At 65.4% G+C, this 23426-nt stretch carries 23 protein-coding genes; 8 read left to right on the forward strand and 15 right to left on the reverse strand.

The window, feature by feature from the left end; genetic code table 11:
• A partial coding sequence (locus tag OJJ21_RS05610; RefSeq protein ID WP_297683991.1) for a methyl-accepting chemotaxis protein occupies positions 1-1678 on the reverse strand: 1678 nt, incomplete at its 3' end.
• 546 nt (positions 1679-2224) lie between these two features.
• On the opposite strand from OJJ21_RS05610, the gene OJJ21_RS05615 reads away from it, so the two are divergent.
• Together OJJ21_RS05615 and OJJ21_RS05620 are read left to right on the forward strand one after the other, a co-directional pair.
• Positions 2225-2683, forward strand: coding sequence for a helix-turn-helix domain-containing protein (locus tag OJJ21_RS05615; RefSeq protein WP_297683994.1), 459 nt, complete (start codon positions 2225-2227; stop codon positions 2681-2683).
• Between the two features lie 193 nt (positions 2684-2876).
• Entirely contained in the window at positions 2877-3695 is an 819-nt protein-coding gene (locus OJJ21_RS05620) for a hypothetical protein (protein ID WP_297683996.1), read from the forward strand.
• A 61-nt stretch (positions 3696-3756) separates the two neighbouring features.
• Here OJJ21_RS05620 and OJJ21_RS05625 read toward each other — a convergent pair whose 3' ends face one another.
• Positions 3757-4632 carry a hypothetical protein gene (locus OJJ21_RS05625; RefSeq protein WP_297683998.1) on the reverse strand — a complete coding sequence of 292 codons (876 nt, stop codon included), beginning with the start codon at positions 4630-4632 and terminating at the stop codon, positions 3757-3759.
• A gap of 258 nt (positions 4633-4890) precedes the next feature.
• Here OJJ21_RS05625 and hslV point away from each other — a divergent pair, with 258 nt between their 5' ends.
• Together hslV and hslU are read left to right on the forward strand one after the other, a co-directional pair.
• Entirely contained in the window at positions 4891-5427 is a 537-nt protein-coding gene (gene hslV, locus OJJ21_RS05630) for an ATP-dependent protease subunit HslV (protein ID WP_297684000.1), read from the forward strand.
• Entirely contained in the window at positions 5424-6740 is a 1317-nt protein-coding gene (gene hslU, locus OJJ21_RS05635) for an ATP-dependent protease ATPase subunit HslU (protein WP_297684002.1), read from the forward strand. Before hslV ends, hslU begins: the two co-directional genes overlap by 4 nt.
• Positions 6741-6743: 3 nt before the next feature.
• On the opposite strand, the gene OJJ21_RS05640 is transcribed toward hslU, so the two are convergent.
• Together OJJ21_RS05640 and OJJ21_RS05645 are read right to left on the reverse strand one after the other, a co-directional pair.
• The gene (locus OJJ21_RS05640; protein ID WP_297684004.1) at positions 6744-7889 is read right to left on the reverse strand and encodes a PepSY-associated TM helix domain-containing protein; all 1146 of its coding nucleotides are present in this window, start codon (positions 7887-7889) and stop codon (positions 6744-6746) included.
• 8 nt (positions 7890-7897) lie between these two features.
• Positions 7898-10021, reverse strand: a complete 2124-nt coding sequence (locus OJJ21_RS05645; RefSeq protein WP_297684006.1) for a TonB-dependent siderophore receptor — start codon at positions 10019-10021, stop codon at positions 7898-7900.
• Between the two features lie 216 nt (positions 10022-10237).
• Here OJJ21_RS05645 and OJJ21_RS05650 point away from each other — a divergent pair, with 216 nt between their 5' ends.
• On the forward strand, positions 10238-11026 hold the full coding sequence (locus OJJ21_RS05650) for an SDR family NAD(P)-dependent oxidoreductase (protein ID WP_297684008.1): 789 nt from the start codon (positions 10238-10240) through the stop codon (positions 11024-11026).
• A gap of 96 nt (positions 11027-11122) precedes the next feature.
• On the opposite strand, the gene OJJ21_RS05655 is transcribed toward OJJ21_RS05650, so the two are convergent.
• From OJJ21_RS05655 to OJJ21_RS05665, 3 genes are all read right to left on the reverse strand, one after another.
• Positions 11123-11902, reverse strand: a complete 780-nt coding sequence (locus OJJ21_RS05655; protein ID WP_297684010.1) for an endonuclease/exonuclease/phosphatase family protein — start codon at positions 11900-11902, stop codon at positions 11123-11125.
• Positions 11883-14090, reverse strand: coding sequence for a VTT domain-containing protein (locus OJJ21_RS05660; protein ID WP_297684012.1), 2208 nt, complete (start codon positions 14088-14090; stop codon positions 11883-11885). The genes OJJ21_RS05655 and OJJ21_RS05660 overlap by 20 nt, the downstream gene beginning before the upstream one ends.
• A 135-nt stretch (positions 14091-14225) precedes the next feature.
• The gene (locus tag OJJ21_RS05665; RefSeq protein ID WP_297684014.1) at positions 14226-14576 is read right to left on the reverse strand and encodes a helix-turn-helix domain-containing protein; all 351 of its coding nucleotides are present in this window, start codon (positions 14574-14576) and stop codon (positions 14226-14228) included.
• Positions 14577-14664: 88 nt separating this feature from the next.
• On the opposite strand from OJJ21_RS05665, the gene OJJ21_RS05670 reads away from it, so the two are divergent.
• Positions 14665-15480, forward strand: a complete 816-nt coding sequence (locus tag OJJ21_RS05670; protein ID WP_297684016.1) for a transporter substrate-binding domain-containing protein — start codon at positions 14665-14667, stop codon at positions 15478-15480.
• A 12-nt stretch (positions 15481-15492) separates the two neighbouring features.
• On the opposite strand, the gene OJJ21_RS05675 is transcribed toward OJJ21_RS05670, so the two are convergent.
• The 7 genes from OJJ21_RS05675 to OJJ21_RS05705 form a co-directional block, all read right to left on the reverse strand.
• The gene (locus OJJ21_RS05675; RefSeq protein ID WP_297684018.1) at positions 15493-16581 is read right to left on the reverse strand and encodes a M14 family metallopeptidase; all 1089 of its coding nucleotides are present in this window, start codon (positions 16579-16581) and stop codon (positions 15493-15495) included.
• Between the two features lie 88 nt (positions 16582-16669).
• Positions 16670-17272, reverse strand: a complete 603-nt coding sequence (locus OJJ21_RS05680) for a Smr/MutS family protein (RefSeq protein ID WP_297684020.1) — start codon at positions 17270-17272, stop codon at positions 16670-16672.
• Complete coding sequence (locus OJJ21_RS05685; RefSeq protein ID WP_297684022.1) at positions 17262-17963, reverse strand: LUD domain-containing protein; 702 nt, start codon at positions 17961-17963, stop codon at positions 17262-17264. The genes OJJ21_RS05680 and OJJ21_RS05685 overlap by 11 nt, the downstream gene beginning before the upstream one ends.
• Position 17964: 1 nt before the next feature.
• Positions 17965-19404 carry a LutB/LldF family L-lactate oxidation iron-sulfur protein gene (locus OJJ21_RS05690; RefSeq protein ID WP_366092459.1) on the reverse strand — a complete coding sequence of 480 codons (1440 nt, stop codon included), beginning with the start codon at positions 19402-19404 and terminating at the stop codon, positions 17965-17967.
• Between the two features lie 10 nt (positions 19405-19414).
• Positions 19415-20185, reverse strand: coding sequence for a (Fe-S)-binding protein (locus OJJ21_RS05695; protein WP_297684024.1), 771 nt, complete (start codon positions 20183-20185; stop codon positions 19415-19417).
• A 20-nt stretch (positions 20186-20205) separates the two neighbouring features.
• Positions 20206-20892 (reverse strand): FadR/GntR family transcriptional regulator, encoded by a 687-nt coding sequence (locus OJJ21_RS05700; protein WP_297684026.1) that lies wholly within the window; start codon positions 20890-20892, stop codon positions 20206-20208.
• 74 nt (positions 20893-20966) lie between these two features.
• Complete coding sequence (locus tag OJJ21_RS05705; RefSeq protein WP_297684028.1) at positions 20967-21863, reverse strand: LysR substrate-binding domain-containing protein; 897 nt, start codon at positions 21861-21863, stop codon at positions 20967-20969.
• Between the two features lie 105 nt (positions 21864-21968).
• On the opposite strand from OJJ21_RS05705, the gene OJJ21_RS05710 reads away from it, so the two are divergent.
• The gene (locus tag OJJ21_RS05710; protein WP_297684030.1) at positions 21969-22172 is read left to right on the forward strand and encodes a DUF1127 domain-containing protein; all 204 of its coding nucleotides are present in this window, start codon (positions 21969-21971) and stop codon (positions 22170-22172) included.
• Positions 22173-22178: 6 nt separating this feature from the next.
• On the opposite strand, the gene OJJ21_RS05715 is transcribed toward OJJ21_RS05710, so the two are convergent.
• On the reverse strand, positions 22179-22745 hold the full coding sequence (locus tag OJJ21_RS05715; RefSeq protein WP_297684032.1) for a GNAT family N-acetyltransferase: 567 nt from the start codon (positions 22743-22745) through the stop codon (positions 22179-22181).
• 156 nt (positions 22746-22901) lie between these two features.
• On the opposite strand from OJJ21_RS05715, the gene OJJ21_RS05720 reads away from it, so the two are divergent.
• Positions 22902-23426 carry a PAS domain-containing protein gene (locus tag OJJ21_RS05720; protein WP_297684034.1) on the forward strand — a complete coding sequence of 175 codons (525 nt, stop codon included), beginning with the start codon at positions 22902-22904 and terminating at the stop codon, positions 23424-23426.

Raw genomic sequence — 23426 nt, forward strand, 5'->3', positions numbered from 1 at the left:
CCGTCTGCTCCAGCGCCGCCGCCTGGCTCTCCGTCCGCTGCGCCAGATCCTGGCTTCCCGTCGAGATCTCCGCAGACGCATCCCGCACCGTGCTGGCGCTCTGTGCAATCTGCCGCATCGTGTCGGCCAGCGTCTCGCCGGCCAGATTCACATCGCGCTGCAGTTTGGCGAAGACACCGCTGTAATCGCCCGCCACGCGGTGGGTGAGATCGCCGGCCGCAAGGCCCGCCAGCACGCCGCCGACCTCGCCGATGGCGCCGCCGATCGTATCGAGCAGACGATTGATGCCGCTGCCGAGCTTGACCGCCACGCCGCTGAGCGGCGCCGTATCAATACGCTGGCCGAGATCGCCGGCCACTGCCGCAGCGACGATTTCGCCGACCGCCCGGTCGAGCAGCGCTTCCTGTTCGCTGCGCGTCTGCTCGGCGCTGCGACGTTCCTGGTCCACGGCGGTACGCAGCTGTTCATTCTCGGTGCCATTCTGCTTGAAAACGGCAACGGCCGAGGCCATGCGGCCGATCTCGTCGCCGCGCTGCAGCCCCGGCACGGCGGCGGAGAAATCGCCTTTCGCCAGTATGCCCATCGCCTCGGTGAGCGCGGCGATCGGATTGGCAATATTGCGGCCGATCAGCCAGGCGAAGACGATGCCAACCGCCAGGGCGGCCAGCGAAACCGCCAGCACGGTGATGAAAGTGGTGGCGAAGGCCCGGATCGCCTCCTCGCGCTGTTGCGCCAGCGTGGCGGCCTGGCTGGTTTTCACCTGATCCAGCTTCTCCACGATCTGGGCGATGTCCTGCTCCATCTCCTGATAGACCAGACGGTTGATATCGCCGGCGGCCGCAGCGGCGGCGAGAATGCCGGCCTCATACTGCTTGGCGAAGTTTTCCGATTCCGCGGCCAGTTTGCGCAGGTCTTCTTCCTCCAGCATGATCTTGAGGTCTTCGATCATGTCGACGAAGGTGCCGACCTTGCCGCGCGCCTCGTTGGCCATGGCCATGTCGCCCATGCCGATGAAGCGGGTGGCCGCGACGCGGATTTCCGAGAAGGCGTCGAGCACCAGGCCGGCTTCGGTGGCGGCGATGAAATTCTGCCGCCTGTTGGCTGCCTTGATCAGCTGGATCAGGCTGTCGCGGGCGCGCGGGCCATAGACATCGAGCTGGTTGCCGTTAACGGCCTTCAGGGCATTGCGGGCGGCAATCGCCTGCGCCAGCTTGCCGAAGGTGCTTTTCAGCAGCGGTGCGGCTTCGGCCAGCATGGCCTGGCGCTGCGGATCCCGCACATTCCGGATCAGGCTGTCGAGAGTTTCCGTCATCTGCGGCTCCAGCCGGCGCGTCGCCAGCAGGCCGCGCGGATCGTCGCGTTCGATGAACAGCAGCAGATTGCGGCGCAGATCGACCATGTCGCGTTCGAACTGCTGCAGCTGCTGATTGTTGCCGGCGATGCGGTCGTAGGTGCCGAAGGCAGCCTGGCCGCTCTGGATGCCGTAAACCGCCGCTGAGGCAACAACCACCAGCAGCAGCAATGCGACGCCGAAGCCGAAGGCGATGCGTGCGCGGATGCCGCGCCGGCCGAACCAGGCGATCAGGGGCGGCACGCGACGCGGACTTTGCTGCTGCAGGACCCGATCCTCGATGCCGGGCTCAAACGCGGGATCGGATACAGCTTCGGAAACGGCCATCGACGGACTCCATGAAACGCAAACCGGCGCGGCCGGCACTGACGGGCAGGAATTAAGGACGGGTGGCGGGGATCAGGCGGCGGGTGAATCGCTGCGACGCTTCCTGTGACCGCTGGGCTTACGGCCCTCTGGCGGCGAGAAAATGCATCTGGGGTAGCGCATACCGGGAAACTCCTTCACTCCGCTGCATGGCGACAACCTGTCTTGGCAGGCCTTGATGCCCTGTCCGGCGTTTCCCGTGCCACCACCCTCGTGACTGCCGATGCAGCGGTCAAGCTGCATCGCCGGAGCAAAGGTTATCAAAATTTTAGAATTCGCCGAGGCCCTGAAAGATGCAGGATTCATGACGTGACGTAATGGTTGTCCTGCGCCATAAGCCATTCTCGCACAAGGCGGATTTGGCCGGCATCGGAAAGCTGTAAGTCGAGGAAATGGGCGGAGATTAGTCCGGAATACCAGTCTGCAACCAGGTAGCAGCGGCCGGCAACTAATGGTAAAAACACTACATCAATTCCTTGTAGGACGATACCTGTGATGGAGAAGTCGATGCGTAAACCGAACCCATACGACGCCCATGTGGGAGCCCGGCTGCGCGCGTGCCGCACCCTGGCCGGTTTCAGCCAGGAGCGCCTCGGCGCCTCGGTCAGCCTGAGCTTTCAGCAAATCCAGAAATACGAGAAGGGCCTGAACCGCATCGGCGCCAGCCGCCTGCAGCAGTTCGCCCAGATCCTGAACGTGCCGCCCTCCTACTTCTTCGAGGACATGCCCGGCATCGAGCAGCAGCCGACGGCACGGCCCGAGCACGCCGTGGTCTCGGAGATCGAGCAGGACAAGAGCCCGGTCTCGCGGCGCCAGGCGCTCGAACTGGTGCGCAATTTCGGCAAGATCACCGATCCGATGGTGCGCGACCGCATCTTCCAGCTGATCAAGGCCGCCGCCGCCTCCTATAGCGGCAAGCCCGAAGAAGAAGAGAGTGCAGTCGCGACGCCCGCCGTCGAGGCATAGCAACTCATCTTTCGCAGAACTGCAGGAAGCCGGACCCATCACAGGGTCCGGCTTTTTTTTGCCTGCGCCACAGCAGTCGCAGCGCTACGGGTATCGCGCCGCCACAGCTACAACCACAGAGTAGTGTCCCGTCGGCTTCTTTAACCTGCGGTGTATAGTCTGCCTCCGTTAACCATGAGCCACGGAGGCAACAATGACCTATCATGCGCGTATCGCTGCGACTTCCACCCGGCGCCTGCCGGATCAGATCACCCTGCAGCACGGCCCGCGACCCGAACTGGGCCAGTTCTTCCTCACCGCCGACAAAGCTGCACGGGATCGCGGCGTCACGCTCAGCCTGAATGCCGATTTCGATTATCTGCGGATCGTCAACAATGCCAACAAAGACAGCTGGGACAGTCTCGCGCCCAGCTTCAACAACGCGTTCAACGCGATCGACGAGCGCAACGGCTTCTGCATCATCGGACGCAATGAAGCCGGCGATGTGGTTTCGACCCAGGCGGCGCGCGTCTACGATCTGACCGGCAGTTCGCTGGCGGACTGCGTGTCGAGTTTCCGCTTCTTCTATGCCGATCCGGACAAGATGTGCGAAGCCGGCGAGACCTGCAGTTTCACGTCGCCGAGTGCGGCAAAGCTGAGCGGTCGCATCGTCTTCTCCGGATCGACCTGGATCCATCCCGACTATCGCAAGCGCGGATTGCCGGCCATCCTGCCGCGCATCTCGCGCGCGCTCGCACTGACGAAATGGAACACCGATTACACGATCAGCTTCGTGAAGTTCATCCTGGTCGAGAAAGGCGTCGCCAAGGCCTATGGCTACAGCAATGTCGAACCGGCGCTGGAATGGCGCGCGCCCGATGGCAGGATGCGCTATCAGGGTGCCCTGATCTGGATGAACCGCGGCGAACTGCTGGCCGACATGCAGCGCTTCCCGGCGCTGATCGCACCGAGCGACGCCGATGCACCGAGCCTACCGCGCGAGCAGGGCGAAAACCGTCCTTCGCTGAACTGACGGCGTGAAAGTCTGAAGCCGGCCAAGAAGTGGCCGGCCAGGACTGCGGCATCGTGTCGGCTTACTTGCTGCCCGGCGTGCTGGAATCGACAGACAGCGGAATGGCGAGCTGCGCGTTCAGCAGCGAACTGCCGGTCAGCATGCGGCTGCCATCGGCCTGCTGCCAGGGCAGGATCATCCGCTGATAGCGGCGACGCCGCGGATCGTGATCGGGCTCTTCGATAATGGCATCGACATCGTCCATCGCCGGCCGGCCGCTGTCGAAGCAGGTGCGATAGCTCGCCTCCACCCAACTGCCATAGGCGCGATCCGGCTGGTCGGAGATTCTGCGCCCGGCAACGCGGTTCATCTGAAAACTGTCGTAGATGGTGAAGCCGCTGCCGCTCGCCGTCACATACAGTTCGTTATCGCGCGGCGTGATGAAGACGGTACGCTCGATCAGGCCGCTGTTGTCCAGATAGCGCTGCACCGGCTTCGAAAAAACGCCGCCTTCGAAACGCCACAGCTCGAACAGGCTGCTGAGATGCTGATGCGCGTGATACAGCCATTCGCGCGGCTGATGCGACAGCGCGATGAACTGGTCGCGCATGCGCGGCTCAGCCAGCGGTGCCAGCTCGTCCAGCCGCGCCAGCAGCGGCGCGGCCTTGATAAAGGCTTCCTCGAGCCAGCCGCTGGCGTAAAACACCAGCGCCACCGGCTTGGCCGCCACCGCCTTGCGCAGATAGGGTTTGAGCGAACTGACCGCCGCCGGGCTGACCATGCCGGCGCGGAACTGCATGAGCGTGACCTGCTCCTCGACGATCAGCCAGACATAACCGAGGTTTCGCACGGCATAGCCGGCGAGATCGAAATCCGGATCGGCATGGCCAAGCCGCTCGGCCAAAGTCGCCGATGGCCAACGCCACCAATGCCCTTGCGGGTCGATCAGATAATTCATTCAATACCCCAGCCGGGCCTGCCATGGCCGGCTGGCAAATTTTAAGGTAGCCCCCGTCACGAGTCGAGGGGATAGTCCACAACCCTTCGTGCCCGGTCTTCGCCTTTGGCCGCAGGTTGCATAGACTGCCGGTTGTGGCGACCGTCACAGCACGCGCCGGTATCGCCAAACGTGTTGCCTTGCAGTGCAGCACCCGTGTTCCTACATGAAAGGCCATTCCGATGCCGAGGTTCTCTTCCCAAGAGCAATGACGACCGCGTGCCGACCTGGCACGGCACCACCATTCTGGCCGTCCGCAAGGGCACCGATATCGTGCTGGCCGGCGACGGCCAGGTCAGCCTGGGCCAGACCGTGATCAAGTCGAATGCGCGCAAGGTGCGCCGCATCGGCGACGGCTCGGTGCTGGCCGGTTTCGCCGGCGCCACCGCCGATGCCTTCACGCTGTTCGAGCGGCTGGAGGCCAAGCTTGAGCGTTATCCCGGGCAGCTGGCGCGTGCCTGTGTCGAGCTGGCCAAGGACTGGCGCACCGACCGTTACCTGCGCCGCCTGGAAGCGATGATGGCGGTGGCCGACAAATCCGTATCGCTGGTGCTGACCGGCACCGGCGATGTACTGGAGCCCGAAGACGGCCTGATCGGTATCGGCTCGGGCGGCAATTACGCGCTCGCCGCCGCGCGCGCGCTGGTCGACCGCAGCGACATGGATGCCGAGGCGATTGCACGCCGAAGCCTGGAGATCGCCGCCGATATCTGCGTCTACACCAACCGCAACATCATTGTCGAAAAACTGTCATGACCTCCTTCTCGCCCCGCGAAATCGTTTCCGAACTCGATCGCTATATCGTCGGCCAGCATGATGCCAAGAAGGCGGTGGCCGTTGCGCTGCGCAACCGCTGGCGCCGCCAGCAGCTGCCCGAAGCCCTGCGCGAGGAAGTGCTACCGAAGAATATCCTGATGATCGGGCCGACCGGCGTGGGCAAGACCGAGATTTCACGTCGTCTCGCCAAGCTGGCCAATGCGCCATTCCTGAAGGTGGAAGCCACCAAGTTCACCGAGGTGGGCTATGTCGGCCGCGATGTCGAGCAGATCGTGCGCGACCTGCTGGACGGTGCGCTGACCATGATCCGCGAGCGCAAACGCAAGGAAGTGTCCGCCCGCGCCGAACTGGCGGCGGAAGAGCGCCTGCTCGACGCCCTGGTGGGCGACAAGGCCAGCGTCGAGACGCGGCAGAAATTCCGCAAGATGCTGCGCGAGGGCGAGATCGACAAGCGCGAGATCGAGATCGAGCTGAAAGATGCCGGCAGCGGCGGCATGCCGATGTTCGAGATTCCCGGTATGCCCGGCGCGCAGATGGGCATGGCCAACCTGCAGGACATGCTGGGCAAGGCCTTCGGCGGCATGCGCGGCAAGCCGCGCAAGACCACCGTGGTCGACGCCATGAAGGCGCTGATCCAGGAGGAAAGCGACAAGCTGGTCGACCAGGACAATCTGGTGAAGGAAGCCATCGAGGCGGTGGAGCAGAACGGCATCGTCTTCATTGATGAGATCGACAAGATCTGCGCCCGCAGCGAATACCGCGGCGGCGGCGACGTGTCGCGCGAGGGCGTGCAGCGCGACCTGCTGCCGCTGATCGAGGGCACCGTGGTCAACACCAAGCATGGCGCGGTGAAGACCGACCATATCCTGTTCATCGCCTCGGGCGCCTTTTCGGTGGCCAAGCCGAGCGACTTGCTGCCGGAACTGCAGGGCCGCCTGCCGATCCGCGTCGAGCTGAAGGGCCTGACGCGCGAGGATTTCAGGCGCATCCTGACCGAACCGGAGGCCAGCCTGCTGAAGCAGTATACCGCGCTGATGGGCACCGAGCAGGTGACGCTGAATTTCAGCGACGACGCCATCGATGCGCTGGCGCAGATCGCCGCCGATGTGAACGAGGGCGTGGAGAATATCGGCGCGCGCCGGCTGCACACGATCCTGGAACGCGTGCTGGAAGAGATCAGCTATGCGGCGGCCGACCATTCCGGCCAGACCATCAGCATCGATGCGGCCTATGTGCAGCAGCGCGTCGGCGATCTGGCGAAGAACAGCGACCTCAGCAAGTATATTCTGTAAGCCTCACGCAGAGGCGTGCCTGCGTGCCCGCCGCCGCCGGGCGAGATCGCGCTGCTGGCGCAAGGCCCGCCAGTACATCCAGGCACCGCTGAAGACCAGTGCGGTCAGCCCGCCGCCGAAGAGAAACCAGACCAGCCGCGACCAGATTCCGGCGAAATCGCCGAAATGCAGCGGATTGACGGTCGCGCGCCACCGCGGCCAGAAGCCCTGGCCGGCGATGCGTTCGACGCCCAGCACGGCGCCGGTTTTCGGATCGAGATACACCTTGTTGGCGCGATCGCGCACCATCAGGTTGCCGGCCTGGCCGTCGAAACGCAGCGCATCGCCGTTGCGGCGCGGAAAATACACCGCAGCGATCCTCAGTTCCGGAAATGCCGCCTGCGTCAGCGCCGTCAGTTCGTCGAGCGGCAGCGCCGCTGCTGCCGACAGCGTGGCTTTCGGCGCCGGCGGCTCCAGCGATGTGCCGAGATCGTAGAGCAGCCGTTCGGCGAAATACCACATGCCGGTCAGCGAAATCGCCAGCAGAAACCATAGCGACCATCCGGCCACCAGGCGATGCAGATCGTTGAGCAGCGGCCCGATGCCATGGCGCAGCCGCAAACGGAACAGGCCGCGCCAGAACTGCGGATAGATCACCAGGCCGCTCACCAGCATGAACAGAAGGATCAGTGCGAAGGGCGTGCTGAGATAGATGCCGACATTCACATCGCCGACATTGGGCAGGTGGAACTGCCGGTGCAGCTGGCGCAGCGTGGACTGGATAGTGTCGCGACCGCCATCGCCTGTGACGATGGCGCGGTAAGGATCGATATAGACCAGCCGCGGCTGCCCCTGCGCCGCAATCATCCGCGCCTCGGCCGCAAACCGGCTGCCCTGCGGCAGGGTGATGCGCTGCAAGGTCCAGTCCGGATAGCGGTCGCGGATCGTCGCTTCCATGCGGCCCCAGCTGACATAGGTGCCGGGCACCACACCATCCGGCACCCCGACGCGCAGCGCCGGCCGGACAAGCCAGTCGAGCTCATGGCCGATGGTGGTCAGCGTGCCGAACAGGCAGAGCCAGCCCAGCACCAGGCAGAGCCAGAAGCCCAGCAGACCATGCAGGCGCCGCATCGCGCGCCGGTCGACCAGGGCTTTCAGGCGCGCTGCCATGGCCGCCGCTAGTATTTCGCGCTGATACGCGCCAGTACGGTGAGCGGCGCGCCGGCATAGATCTCGGTGCGGCCGACCGGCGTCTCGATATAATCGGCATCGAACAGGTTCTTCGCCGCGAGCGACAGGCGGATACGCTCGTTCAGGTCATAGAAAACCGTGGCATCGACCCGCGCATAGCCGGGTACCGCAAAGGTATTGCCGATCTCGCCGACCCGATCGTCGACCGCGATCAGGCCGCCGCCAAACCCGAAGCCGCGCAGCGGACCGCTGAGAAACTGGTAGGTCGACCACAGGCTGCCGCTCCAGCGCGGGGCGCCGGCCAGGCTGTTGCCCTGATACAGGCTGTCCTTCGTCACCTTGGTGTTGAGATAGGCACCGCCGAGCATGACCTGCCAGCCCGGCAGGATTGTGCCGGTGACGTCGAGTTCGACGCCGCGCGAGCGCTGTTCGCCGGTGGCAACCGAAAAATCGTCGTTGGCCGGATCCTCGGTCGCCACATTCTGGCGGGTCAGGTTGAACACAGCGAGCGTGGTCGACAGACGATCTGGAATGATATCGAGCTTGGCGCCAACCTCGTATTGCTGGCCGGTTTCGGCGGCCAGCGCCTGGCCGCTGGAATCGGTTGCCGTCTGCGGCTTGAAGGATTCGGTGTAGCTGGCATAGAGCGCCAGCGGCTGGACTGGCTGGTAGACGATACCGGCACGCGGACTGAAGGCGCTGTCGGATTGCGCGGTGCGCGTATTCGTGGTGGCTGTGGTCTGCGTATCGACCTGGCTGAAACTGTCGAAACGGCCGCCGACGATCAGCTTGACCTGCTCGGTCAGGGCGATCTGGTCCTGCAGATAGGCAGCATACATATCCACGTCATGGGTCTGCGCCGTGGCGCTGATGAAGCTGCCCGGTGTCGCACCGTAGACGGGATTGTAGATGTTGATGCTGCCGAGGTTATACAGCCGCCAGTCGAGATCGCGCACCGCCTTGCTGTATTCGCCGCCCATCAGCAGGGTGTGCGCGACCGGTCCGGTATCGAATCGTGCCGTGGCGTCCAGGATGATGTCGCCATAGCGCGTGTCGTCGTTCTGAATACGCGCGCGGCGGGTCAGCACACCGGTGGTGGCATTCACTGCCTGCGGATCGGCGCTGTAACGGTAGGAATCGCCGCGGTCCAGTCGCGTGATCTGGCGCAGCGTGAGCCAGTCGTTGACGTCATGCTCGAAACGGTATTGCAGCATCGTCTTTTCGGATTCGAAAACCGAAAAGCGCTCGCCGAGATAGCGGCTGGTGGGGAGTGGAGCAACGCGCGTGCCGATGGCGACCAGGCCGCGGTCGAAAGGCTGGGTCTGGTCGGTATAATCGAGACCGAAGGTCAGGCGGCTGCGATCATTCGGAGTCCAGAGAAACACCGGCGATACCGTCTTGCGTTCGGAATCGGTGAAGAAATCACGGAAGCTGTCGCTTTCCTGGTAGGCCGCGGTGATGCGCGCCGCCAGGGTCTTGCCATCATCCAGCGCCGAAGTGGCATCGGCTTCGGCGCGGCGAAAATCATAGGAGCCGATTTCCAGCGAACCGCCGACGGCCGGTGCCGACTGCGGTTTCCTGGTCACGATATTGATCAGGCCGCCGGGATCGCCCTGGCCGAACAGCACCGAAGCCGGGCCTTTCAGCACTTCCACCCGCTCGACATTCGACAGATCAAGGAAGGTCTCGCTGGTGAAGAGCGGATTGTTGACCACGCCGTCGCGCGCATAGGTCTCGGAACGGAAACCGCGAATGGTGAAATTCTCGGCGCGATTGCCGATGGTGGAGCCGGGCTGCACATTCGGCACATTGAGCAGCACGTCCACCAGGCGGTTCGCCTGCTGGTCCTCGATCGCCTGGCGCGGGATCACGTTGACCGCCTGCGGCACCTCTTTCAGCGGCGTGTCGGTCTTGGTGCCGGTGGCCGAGCGCGTGGCGCGATAGCCCTCGACCGGCCCATCGGCCTGTTCGGCCGGACGCTGGCCTTCGACCTGCAGCGCCGGCAATTGCGCCGGCGGCGGATTGTCCGTCGCGGTTTGCGCCAGAGCCGGGGCGGCCAGGAAGAAAAGGGCGAAACGGGCGGTGGACAGCAACAGGCGGCGCGCGGCCATAGGAGATGCTCCAGCAAGAAAGTCGGGGCCCTGGCTGGCGCTTTGCTGGCTAATCCCCACAGAAGGCGGCTGGGTAGCATCGATTGGCTGGCGGGTCAATGCGACTCATTCTTAATAATAATCCTAACGCATTGTTACAGTAGTATAAATTTTAGGCATTCTGGCGCTGCCCGGCGGCATCGGCGCAGGCTAGCATGCCGTAAACGGAGGAAACCGATGAGTGATCTAAAAGGCCGCGTGGCGCTGATTACCGGGGGCTCCAGCGGCATCGGCGCGGCCACCGCGCGGCTGCTGGCCGGGCGCGGCTGTGCCGTGGCGATCAATTTTTCCAAGAGCCGGGCTGCCGCCGACAAGGTAGCGGCCGAATGCCAAAAGCTGGGCGGTGAAACGCTGCTGGTGCAGGGCAATGTGGCCGACGATGCCGACTGCCGCCGCGTAGTGGACGAGACCCTCGCCCGCTTCGGCCATCTCGACTATCTGGTCAACAATGCCGGCACCACGAAGTTCGTGAACCATCGCAATCTCGCCGGGCTTTCCGCCCAGGATTTCCACGACATCTTCGCGGTCAACACCATCGCGCCGTTCCAGATGGTGCGCGCCGCCGAATCCTATCTGCGTGCCACGCGCGGCGCGGTGGTGAATGTCTCCTCCATCGCCGGCGTCTACGGCACCGGATCGTCGATTGCCTATGTCGCCTCGAAGGCGGCGCTGAACGGCATGACGCTGAGCCTGGCCCGCGTGCTCGGCCCGGAAGTGCGCATCAATGCGGTCTGCCCCGGTTTCGTCGAGGGCGAATGGCTGCAGCAGGGCATGGGCGAGGCGGCCTACAAGGCGGCGCAGGAAACCTGGCAGGGTGCGGCGCCGCTCGGCACCACCAACAAGCCGGACGACATCGCCCATAGCATCGCCTTCTTCCTCACCGCCGCGGTCAATGTCACCGGCGAAACCCTGCTCATCGACAGCGGCATGCACCTGGCGCAGCCCCGCGCGCCAAAGGCGCGGTAGAGTAGGCCCGCGCGCCAAAGGCGCGGTAGAGTAAGCCCGCGCGCCAAAGGCGCGGTAGAGTAAGCCCGCGCGCCGTACATACCGACAGCCTGAACCCTAGGCCGGATCGCCGGCCGCGTCCTGCGCCATCGCCTCGGGCAGGCTGAAGGGCTGCGGTCCCGGCGGCGCCTGTTCGAGGCGGATATCGGCGATCACCGGCAGGTGGTCCGAGACGCGGCGGGCCAGCGGATCGGTCCAGCTGCGCAGCAGCGCATGGCGCGGCCGGCAGTAGATGCGGTCGAGCATGAAGAGCGGCCAGCGCGCCGGGAAACTGCGCTGTCTGGTGCGGCCGGGCAGGATGGTGGCCAATGCGCGCCGCACCGTGCCGTAGATGAACCAGTCGTTGAAGTCGCCCAGCATCACCGTGGTTTGCCGCGCCGTGCCGGCGATGGCCGACAGCATCGCCGCCTGCTGGCGCCGTTCGCGCAGACTTAAACCCAGATGCACCGAGGCCAGGTGCAGCGGCCCGCCCGGTGTCAGCACCGTGGTTTCGATGGCGCGGCGCGGCTCGCGCCGGCTGACCGAAAGATCGTGGATGGCAACATCCGTCATCGGCCAGCGGCTGATCAGCGCATGACCGTAATCGCCGTCCGGCGTGACAATGGTTTTCGCCTCTGCCGCGTGGCTGCCGAGCGACCTGGCGAGATAAGCGAAGGCGTTGTCGTTGCGGCCGCGGGAATCGATTTCCTGCAACGCGACGATGTCGGGTTCGTGACGCCGCACCAGGGCGGCGATGCGCGGCAGATCGTAGCGTCCGTCCGGACCGATGCCGGCATGCACATTCCAGGTCAGGACGCGGATGACGGCCGGATCCGGTCTAGGCGGAGTCTGTCGCACCGAATTTATCCCGCAGGCGGGCCACGGCCAGTTGCAGCAGATAGGACATGCCGCCCCAGAGCAGCAGGAAGCCGATGACCAGCCCCACATCCAGCAGCGTCGGCTGCGTCATCATCTCCAGCAGCCGGCCGCCCAGCACCGACATGATGACGATGCCGGGCGCCAGGCCGAGGAAAGTGCCGATGGTGTAATCGAGCAGGCGGATGCGCGTGGCGCCAGCCACCAGGTTGACCAGCATGAAGGGTGCGGTCGGCATCACCCGCATCGTCGTCACCGCAAGGATGCCGTTGCTTTTCACTTTGCGCGCCACGCGGTTGATGCGCGGACCCATCACCCGGCGCAGCAGGTCGGCGCCGAGCCAGCGGCCGGCGCCGTAGGTGGCCAGCGCGCTGGACATCGAGCCGGTCAGCGCCACCGACAGACCTTCCCAGGTGCCGAAGGTGATGGCGGTGGCGGCGATCAGCAGTGTGACCGGAAAGGCGATGAAGCCGGCGGCGATAAAAATGCCGACCACCAGCGGGAAAGACAGCGGGCTGGCGGCAACGGTACGGAAGGCGGCGGCCAGCTTGTGCGGCGAGGCCCAGTCCGCCAGCGGCGTATAGCGCCAGGCCAGCACCAGGGCGATCACCACGATCACGCCGAGCCCGATCACCAGCAGCGATGAAAAGCGGCGCTGGCTGGGCGGCTCGTTGCTCGGGTCGGGCAGGTAGCGGTCGGCTTCCAGCGGACGCACCGGATCGGCCATGGCGCCGATCAGGTCGAGGCCGACCGGCAGCGTATCCTCGATCGGGCAGAGCCGGTGCGCGCGGCCCTGCAGGGCATCCAGCGCGGCGAACAGCGAGCCGCCCTGCTCCAGCAGTCCGGCCACTTCCGCTTCGGTGGCGCCGCAATGTTCGGCGATCAGGCGGTTGCGCGCTTTGACAATGCCGGCCCGCTGGTCGGGCGTGTTCGCCTCGATCACCAGGTCGCATTCGGTATCGACGGCAATCGAGCGGTTGCACAGATTGGCGGAGCCGATGCGCAGCAGGCGATCGTCGACGATCATCACCTTGGAATGCACCATCACCTCGGCATCGCGGTCTTTCACGCTGCCATCATGGCGCAGACAGGGATAGGCGAAGCGCACGCGTGCGGCCAGCCCGGCATCACCGATCACCGCCATGAAGCGGATGCGCCCGGCCAGCATGCTCTGCTGTTCCAGCCAGGTGTGGTGCGTTTTCGGCGCGACGACCAGGACTTCGAGATCCGGCTGCTGCTGCAGCCGCTCGACCAGCCGGCGCGCCAGCGCCATGCAGGTCAGGAACTGGTTCTCGACATAGAGAATGCGCTCGGCCGCATCGATCATGTCGTGGAACAGCGCCTCGACCTCGCGCACGTCCGGTTCGGGCCCGTAGCGCGGTTCGGTGCGGGCGATGCCGACGGCGATATCGCCGGTGAAGTCCGGCGTCACCGCGAGCGGCCAGGGATCGCAGCCGGCCTGCCCGTAGAACGGAGGAGCCGGCGCCAGCAATTCATGGGTGACGCGATACCAGCGGCCGCGCACCAGCTGGCCCAGCGCGGCCGCAGCCGCGCCATCCACCATCATCTGCACATCGTGGAACGGTGCATAGGGCTTGCCGGCCGGATCGACGCGCAGGGCGTTGTGCAGCTCATGCGATTCGGTATCCCAGCGGCGGATGGTGAGATCCAGCCCGCCGGAAAACGCCACGGCATCGTCCACCACCACGATCTTCTGGTGATGCGAGGCACCGATGGGAAGCACATCGTCGAGGCAGAGTTCGATCTGACGCGGCGTGTTCCATTGCAGCGACAGCGCCGGCATCAGCTCGCGCTCCAGCGAATAGACCGCTGAGTAATAATCCCACAGCAGGAGCTTTATGGAGAGTTGCGGCCGGCGCCGCACCAGTTCGGTGAGAAAGGCACCGAAGGTGATCGGCAGGTCGTCGCCGGGCTTGCCATCGGGGCCGACCAGCGGCGTGCGGCTGTCGATATCCCAGCCGGTGACGAGAATGGAATGGCGCGCATTGCGCAACGTCTGGCGCAGCGCGCCGAAATAGGCGGCGGCATCGACCAGCATGGCGGCACGACCGGCGGTTTCGCGACGCCAGACATTCTGTCCGGGGCGCAGAACGCCCGCGCGGGTCGCCTCCGGCGTGGCTATGGCATGTCTGATCCGCGCGGCCTGCACCCGCCACCCTCCTCATACTGATGAGGGAGTAACGCAGCAGGTGCAAGTTGGTGCCATGAAGAGGGCGGCAGGCCGCGCCGGAATGCGGCGGTTTTTTGCGCGATTTTGATTGACCGCCGGATAGCGGGCAGGCAATCAGCCGCGCAGCAGCCTGAGCATCTGCTCCAGTTTGGCCTCGTCCAGGCTGCCGATCCGGCGACCCAGTTCGTTGGCCAGCAGCGTTGCCTTCGGCGTCAGGCCCGCGGTGTCGATGGTGATACGCGGATGCGACAGCTTGGCCAGCTCGGCCAGTTCCTCGGCATCATCCCAGATGATGTTGAGATAGCCGCAGATGCGTTGCAGCAGCAGCCAGGAGGGCCGGCCGCGATGGCCATGCTCCAGCGCCGAAAGATAGGCCGAGGAGACGCCGAGATCGGCGGCCATCTGCTTCAGCGCGATGCCGCGCGCCTGACGCAAGGCACGGATGCGGGCACCGAACGGCGTCATGGGTCTGCCCGTCCCGGCGTGCAATCCGGGACCTGTGCTCGCGGGGAGGTGCATTGCCGATGCATGGCCGGCATCCTAGTATCCGGACGTGCCGTCACGCCACCTCTTTGCCATCCGCCTTGGCCTCATCATGGCCTGCCTGCTGCTCGGCAGCGGCGCCGCGCTGGCGCAGGCCGCGCGGCCCTCGCTGGCGGTCGGCTTCCGCCCCCCCGCGCCCGATGTCATGCAGCAGCCCGACGGCACGCTGACCGGCCTGGAATACGACCTGGTGATGCTGGCGGCCGGCGCCGCCGGCCAGCGCCTGCGGCCGCAACTCGCGCCCTACGGCCGGCTGCCCGAGGATTTCCGCCGCCAGGCCATCGATGCCTTCGCGCCAGCCAATCCGGCCATGGCCCTGCCGGGCTGCATCAGCGACACCGTGCTGGTCTACCGCAACCTGGCCTTCAGCCTGCAGAGCCGCGGCCTGACGATTGCCGCGCCGGCCGATCTCGCCGGCCTGGACGTCACCGGTTTCCAGAATGCCCATGTGATGCTGGGACCTGCCATCGCCGCGCTGCAGGGCAATCCGGGACGCTATCGCGAGGTGGCCAACCAGATGCTGCAGGTGCGGGCGCTGTTTGCCGGGCGCACCGACGTAGTGCTGGCCGAACGTCGCATCTTCCGTCACCTGATGCGCAGTGCCGAGGCCGGCATCGACACCAGCGCGGCGCTGACCGAACATGAAATCTTTCCACCCACGCCCTATGGCGTCGCCTTCCAGCAGGCAGAAGACTGCATCGCCTTCAATCGCGGCCTGGCAACGATACGGCGCAATGGTGTCTATGACGAAGTGCTGCGCCGCTGGGATACGGCGCCGCAGGCGAAAAGCGGCGCAGACACGCGCGCGCCACCGCCCTTCGGTTAAGCCCTCGCCAGCTTAGGAAGACGCCAGCCCGGCCAGCGCCTGCTGCTGGATCTGCACGGCGCGCGGATAGCACAGGCCGCGCCATTCATCGTTGTCGGCATAGAAGGCGGCGCGGATTTGCGCCTTGATCTGGCGACCGAGCGGCGAGAACACATCGCCGCGCAGATGCAGCCAGTTATCGGCGATCACCGAGAGCCGCACTTCCTCCGAACTCAGCGTGCCGACCTCGATGGCGCTCGCCACCACGGTGGCCTGCGCGCAGAAGCGCGCGATGCCCATGCGCAGGTTGCCTTCGATCACCGGCGAATCCGACTGGCCCATGGCCGGCGAGGTGACGGCATCGCCGAACCAGGCGCGTGCCAGTTTCAGCGACTCAGACTCCACCGGATGGCGGCAGATCATTTCCGAATAGCCGAAGGGGCCGAGGCCGGTGTGATAATCCAGCACGCAGATGCGTTTTGCGGTTCCGAGATATTTTTCGGCGATGCCCTTGATCGTTTTGTGCGACCAGCAGGCCTCGGTGCCGCCGTAGAAGATACCGTCGGCATGGCTGTGCTGGCCGCCGACGATGGCCGCCGTCGCAGCCTTCGCGCCGACGCGGGCATAGTAGTCGGCAATCTTCGTCTGGATGTTAGCTGCGATCTCGTCGCTCCAGCCCTGCGGCACCAGCCAGTCATGCACCTCGGCATAGGCTGGATTGGCCGGCGGCGCCTTGACGGCGAAATCGATGAAGTTGCGGTTGATGTCCATGTTGTCTTCGTTGACCCGGCGGCCCCAGGAAAAGCCGTAGGGGTTGCTGGCATGGATCGACAGCATGGCGGTACCGGCCGGCAGCTTCGCCGCATGGCCTTCGCTGAGCCAGCCGACCTGGCAGCCCGAGCCGTAATAGCCTTCGATGCCATGGGTGCCCGACACGGTGACCAGCACGGCCTTCGCATCGCGCGGTCCGAGCCAGGCGATATCGGTGTACAGGTCCTCCCCGGCGATGCCGGTCAGCGGATGCCGGATATGCTCCAGCGCAGCGCCGGCATTTTTTGCGGCGGCGAGGAATGTCTGGCGCGCGGTGGCGTAATCGGGCGAGAAATACTGGTGGATCGACATGACGGAGACCTGTGGGGCGATGAAATCGCCGCCACTTTCCGCCTGTCACCTGCGCTTGGCAAGCGTGACGGAATTGGTCCGGATTGGCTCAGCGTTTCAGTGGCGTCTCTTCCCGCTGGCGACGCAGCAGCACGTAGAAAGCGCCGGCGCCGCCCATTTCCTGCCGCGCCGGCGTCACACCGAGAATCTGGTCGCGCCACGGCCCACGCCGCAGATATTCCGGCAGCCAGGCACGCAGCACGCCACGGCCCTGGAAGGGTCCGGTTTCGATATCCCGTGACGTGCCCTTGCCGGTGATCACCAGCAGGCAGCGCTTCTGCTGCGCCACGCAGTCGCGGATCAGCTTGCTGATCGCGCGTTCGGCATTGGCCAGGGTGAGACCATGCAGGTCGAGGCGGGCATCGATCGGCAGGTCGCCGCGCTGGAAGCGCTGCTTGAGCCGCTTGTCCATCTGCGGCGCCGGCTTTTCCGAATGCCGTCCATGCGGCAGCGGCGCCTTCTGCCTGGCCTCGGCCTTTGCGTAAGCGGCGGCGCCGGCACCTTCGGGCTTATAGACCCTGGGCAGCGGCGCCAGCGGCTGCGGCACCACATTGGCCGGCTTTTTCAGCGGGCGCGCGGCCTGCGCCACCTGTTGCCAGGCGTCGGAGTCCGGAACCAGCGGGGCTGGCTTTATCGTGGTCTTACGCACCATCGGCGATGAGTACGATATGCAGGCGCCGCGGTCCATGGGCCCCGAGCACCGGCACGCCCTCGATATCGGCGGTGCGCGACGGCCCGGTGACGAAATTGACCGTGCGGGGCCAGTTCTCCACCCAGTCTTTATCTGACTTGGCCAACTTGTCGCGCAGGCGCTGGAACGCCTCTTCCAGCGTGCCGGTGACCTGGCTCTCCTTCAGCACCACGATATGGTGGTCGGGCACGAAATGCAGCGTGGTCGGCGTGGTGGACGACGACTGCAGCATCAGCGTTCCCGTTTCGGCGATGGCGGCGAAGGCCGGCGTCACGCTGACCAGATCCTGGCTGCGGCCGCCGCCGTAATCGATCTGCAGCATCGGCCGCTCCGACCACGGCAGGCTCTGCAGCAGCGGATCGGGCGCGACGCGCAGCCGGGACGGCAGGTTATGCCGCGCCAGATAATCGGCGATCCTGCCCGGCACATCGGCCACCCCCGCCACACTGTCGACCGTGACGGTGAGCGCTTCCACCTTGGCGGTGAACAGCGCCACCTGTTCGGCATGCGGCAGCTGGGCGCGCTGGGGCAGCAGGTTGCGCGGATGGCTGGCGATGCGTTCGGCCACGGCGGCCGGCCGTGCCGGATCATCCACCGTGTGTTTCAGGCCGGCGCGCAATGTGGCGAAGATGCGGTCGCGGGAGCTGCTCATCTCAGTGGCTCCGTTTCTTGTACTGGCTCATGAAGGTGTCCGCCGATTGCGGCGCCGGGAAGTCGCGCCCGTCGGTCCAGCCCGAGGCCAGCGGCAGGCTGGCAATGCGGCCCTTGTCCTTGCCCAGCAGCTTCAGCGCGGCGATGGCCACGCGCGCGCCGAGCCGGTAGAGCCAGGGATGTTTCGCCGCAAAGGCCCAGGCCTCGATGCCCCAGCGCTGCAGCGGCGGCGTGATCTGCTGCTCATGTGCCAGTTCGCGCCAGTGCCGCATGATATCGGGCAGCGGAATGCGCATCGGGCAGACTTCCTCGCATTTGCCGCAGAAGGTGGAGGCATTGGGCAGATGCCGCGCCGTCTCCAGCCCGATCATATGCGGATCGAGGGCCGCGCCGATCGGGCCGGGATAGACCCAGCCATAGGCATGGCCGCCGACCGAATGATAGACCGGGCAGTTGTTCATGCAGGCACCGCAGCGGATGCAACGCAGCAAAGGTTGAAGCGCCGTACCGAGCATTTCGCTGCGCCCATTATCGACCAGCACGACATGGAATTCTTCCGGGCCGTCGATATCCTCGGCCCGTTTCGGGCCGCAGCTGAGCGTGGTGTAGCAGCTCATCTCCTGGCCGGTGGCCGAGCGCGCCAGCACGCGCAGGATGGTGGACAGGTCTTCCAGAGTGGGAATCACCTTCTCGATGCTGGAGACCGCGATATGCATTTTCGGCAGCGATTGCGTCAGGTCGCCGTTGCCCTCGTTGGTGACGATCACGGTGGCGCCGGTTTCGGCGATCAGGAAATTGGCGCCGGTGATGCCGACATCGGCCCTGAAATAGGTGTCGCGCAACACACTGCGCGCTTCGGTGACCAGCACCTGCGGCTCGGTCGAGCGCGTGCCGGCTTTTTTGCCGTTCAGCTCATAGTCCGGATGATGTTCCTCGAACAGGTCGGCGATCTGCTCGCGCGTCTTGTGCAGGGCCGGGCCGATGATGTGGCTGGGCGGTTCATGCGCCAGCTGGATGATGTATTCGCCGAGATCGGTTTCCACCGGCGTGATGCCGTGTTCGAGCAGGAAATCGTTCAGGCCGATTTCCTCGGTCACCATCGACTTGCCCTTGGTGACGATCTTGGCATCGCGCGAGCGGCACAGCGCCAGCACGGTTTCGCGCGCCTCGCGCGGCGTGCGGCACCAGTGCAGCTTGCCGCCACGCGCGGTCAGCTGCTGCTCGAATTTCTCCAGATAGAGATCGATATGCTGCAGCACGTGATTCTTGATCTTCACGCCTTCGTCGCGCAAAGCCTCGAATTCGGGCAGCTCGCGGGCGGTTTCGACGCGGCGGCTCGCCATCGGCCCGCTGATGATGCCCATCGCCTTGCGCAGGTTGGGGTCACGCAAGGCCTTGGCGGCATTGGCTTCGAAATTCTGGGCCGTGACTTCCATGCTCATGGTGCGGCCCTCACTTGCTTTCGCCGATGGCGGGCATGTCGGTCATGCCAGCCAGCACTTCGGCGACATGGCGCACCTGAATGCTGCTGCCCTCGCGTTTCAGCCTGCCGGCCATGTTGAGCAGGCAGCCCATGTCGCCGGCCAAGAGCATATCGGCCCCGGTACCTGCAATATCTGCGGTCTTGCGGGTGACGATGTCGGTGGAGACTTCGCCGTATTTGACGCAGAAGGTGCCGCCGAAGCCGCAGCAGGTTTCCGGCGTCTGCATTTCCACCAGCTCGACACCCTCCACGCTGCCGAGCAGGGCGCGCGGCTGCGCCTTCACGCCGAGTTCGCGCAGGCCGGAGCAGGAATCGTGATAGGTAACCTTCGCCTCCAGTTTCGCCGCCACCGGATCGGCTTTCAGCACATCGACCAGGAAACTGGTGAGTTCGAACATGCGCGCTGACAGGTCCTCGGCGCGGCGCTGCCAGTCGGGTTCGGCGGCGAACAGCGCCGGATAGTGATCCTTGATCATGCCGCCGCAGGACCCGCTCGGCGCCACCACGTAATCGTAATCCTCAAACGCCTCGATCACCTGCCTGGCAATCGCCACCGTATCCTTGCGATCGCCAGAATTATAGGCCGGCTGGCCGCAGCAGACCTGCGCCTCGGGCACGCTGACGACGCAGCCGGCGTCTTCCAGCAGCTTGAGGGTGGCGAAGCCGACACTGGGCCGGAACAGGTCGACCAGACAGGTGACGAAGAGGGCGACGCGAGGTTTGGAATCAATGGACGACATGCTGGTCTCCGGGGCGATAACTACAGGCCATGGCGGCGCAGGCCGCTGGCAATATGGTTCTGCACGGCCGTGCGGGCGGCGGCGGGATCACGCGACGCAACAGCCGCGATGATGGCGCCATGCTCGGCCTCGATTTCGGCCAGACGGTTCTGTTCGCGCAACTGCGACAGCCGGGCGAGCTGCATCGCCTCGCGCGCATGGCGGCCGACGAAAGCGGCAAAGCGGCGCAAGGCCGGATTATGTGCGGCCTCGGCCAGCACATCATGGAAGCGGATGTCTTCGGCCAGGCCCAGGCCGCCGGCCGCCACCGCATCGCGCATTGCCGCCTGGGCCGCACGCAGATTGTGCAGGTCGCGCTCGGTATGGCGTTCAGCGGCGAGCGCTGCGCAGTCCGCCTCGATCAGCATGCGCAGCTCCAGCAGATGGTCGTCATCGGCCGCCATATCGAGACGGAAGGCATTGCCGCCGGGCGCGGCGGCGACGAAGGCACCCTTGCCCTGGCGCGTCTCGACATAGCCGTCGGATTTCAGCCGGGCGATGGCTTCGCGCACCACGGCGCGGCTGACGCCATGAGTTTCGGCCAGTGCGTGTTCCGAGGGCAGCCGGTCATGCGGCCGCCAGGCGCCGGCCAGGATCGGCTGCAGCAGGGCGTCGGCGACAGTCTCGGCGCGCGAGGCAGGCAGGCGGATGTCAGATAAGACGGTCATATCGGGCCGGGGCTAAACCTGCCTGACAAGCTAGACAAATTATACAGTAATTTCAATGTGAGAACTATTCTCAATCAGGCCGGCGCCGCCTCCTGCGCCCCCTGTTCCAGCAGCCATGCGACGAACTGCATCACGCTGCCCTTGCTGCGGTTGGCCGGATAGAGCACGTGATAACCGTCTGACAGGGCAATCGGCCCTGCGAGCGGCGCCACCAGCCGGCCGGCCTTCAGGTCATCGTCGATCAGCGGCAGCGCGCCGACGGCAAAGCCCAGGCCGCGCGCCGCCGCTTCCAGCGTGAAATAGTAATTCTCGAAGCGCGGGCCGGCCGTAGGCACCTGGCTGCGCCTGATGCCGGCAGCACTGAACCATTCGTTCCAGGCGAAGGGTTTGGAATCGCAGTGCAGCAGCGGCGCGGTGAGCAGATCGCGCGGCGCGGTGATCGGATGCTTCTGCAGCAGGGCCGGCGCCGCCACCGGCAGGTTGCGTTCGATCAGGAACTGCTGGCAGGCAAAGCCCGGCCGGTGCATCTGGTGCCGGCGGATCACCACGTCGAATTCACCATCGACCTGCTCGGATGGATTGGCCGAGGTCATCAACCGCACCTCCACCTGCGGATGCGCCAGCTGGAACGCCGACAGCCGCGGGATCAGCCAGCGCATGGCAAAGGTGGCCAGGGTGGAGACGCGCAGCACCCGCATCGCCGCCGGTTCGCGCATGCGCTCGGTGGCGCCGGCGAGGCGATCGAGCGAGGCATGCACATCGGCGAAATAGGTGGCGGCACGCGGCGTCGGTACCCGGCCGCGACCCGAGGGCTGGAACAGCTTGATGCCGAGAAAACCCTCCAGCGTCTGGATATGCCGGCTGATCGCACCATGGGTGACGCCAAGCTCCTCGGCCGCCCTGGTCAGGCTGCCGAGGCGGACGGTGGCCTCGAAGGCGCGCAGAGCATTGAGTGGAGGGAGCGGGCGCATCTGTGAGTTTTCCTGACAGACAGGTGAGCAGAAAGCGGCTGGTCCGGCAAGCTCATATCCGTACAATCCGCCCGAAAGCAGCTCTGTTTAGCGAGGTTTCTCGTGGTGGACCGTTTATCCCTGCCGGCGCGGATGGCGCTCGGCAGCGCGCATTTTCTTTGCCGTTTGATCACCGGTCTGTGGCAGGCCCATAAAGTCCGGGCAGCCTATGCACGCAGCCTGGCCGACCTGCGCGACCTGGATGAAGCGCTGTTGCGCGATGTCGGCCTGACCCGGGCCGACCAGCGCCGCGGCTATCCGGAATACTGAGCCGGACTATTTGTCCGGCCGGCTCTGCTGGTTCGGCAGGCTGCTGTCGCCCGGACCGAGCGGGCGCTGCATGAACACGCTGTCGACCCAGCGGCCATGCTTGAAGCCGATGGACGGCAGCGTGCCGACGACGCGGAAGCCAAGCGCGGCATGCAGACCGATCGAGCCGAGATTCTGCGTATCGCCGATCACCGCCACCATCTGGCGATAGCCCTGGCCGCTGCAATGCGCGATCAGGCTTTCGAGCAGCGCGCGCCCGATGCCGCGGCGCGGCGCATCGGGCGACACATAAATGGAATCCTCGACCGAGAAGCGGTAGGCGACACGCGGCCGGTAGGCGCTGGCATAGGCATAGCCCATCACGCGGCCATCCAGCTCGGCCACCAGATAGGGAAAGCCTTTGGTCAGGATTTCGCCGCGCCGGCGGCCGATCTCGGTCGCATCGGGCGGCACCTCCTCGAAACTGCCGAAGCCATGTTTCACATGATGGCCGTAGATGGCGACGAGGGCGGCAATGTCGCGCTCTTCCGAGGCGCGGATGATGACGGGATTGGCAGGCGGGGCAGCAGACATGGCAGATCCGGCAAAAAGATGATGCGGTCTATTATGGCATGCCAGGCGCGGCAACGGAATCCGCAGCAGCGCCTAAACCATTGAGAAACCATTGATTACAGTGACATATCCGGAAAATCACTTGTTCCCCCGCGGGGCCGGACCCAGATTGGGGCGATGATCGAGCACGCCACGCCGCTGGATGCGGCAACCTTGCGATTCAATGGCACCGGCGCAGCCGACGCACCGATGCCGCAGGCTCCGGTGCTGCAGGACCTGCTACGCTACTGGCAGTCCAAGCTTGGCGGCGACGGAAGCCTGCCCGGACGGGCCGCTCTCGATCCGCTCGAACTGCGCGGCCTGCTGCCGCATATCTACCTGATTGACGTCCTTCCCGGCACCGTACCTGACCGGCTGCGCTTCCGCGTCCGCCTGCTGGGCGACCGGCATGTCGAGGTCTATGGCCTGGGCCTGGTCGGCAGGGTGATCGATGACGTGTTTCCGCCCACCGTCGCCGCCGAATTCAACCGGCTTTACGGCGCCGTGGTGCGGCGGCGCATGCCGATCGTCAACCGCGGCCAGGTCAGCTGGATCCGCAACAAGGAATGGCTGCATTACGAGGGCCTGCATGCGCCGCTGGCGGCCGATGGCAAAACCATCGACACGATTTTCGGCGCCGGCGCCTTTATCGGCCTGGACTGA

The sequence above is a fragment of the Ferrovibrio sp. genome (assembly GCF_025869515.1).
In the GTDB taxonomy this organism is placed as follows: Bacteria; Pseudomonadota; Alphaproteobacteria; order Ferrovibrionales; family Ferrovibrionaceae; genus Ferrovibrio.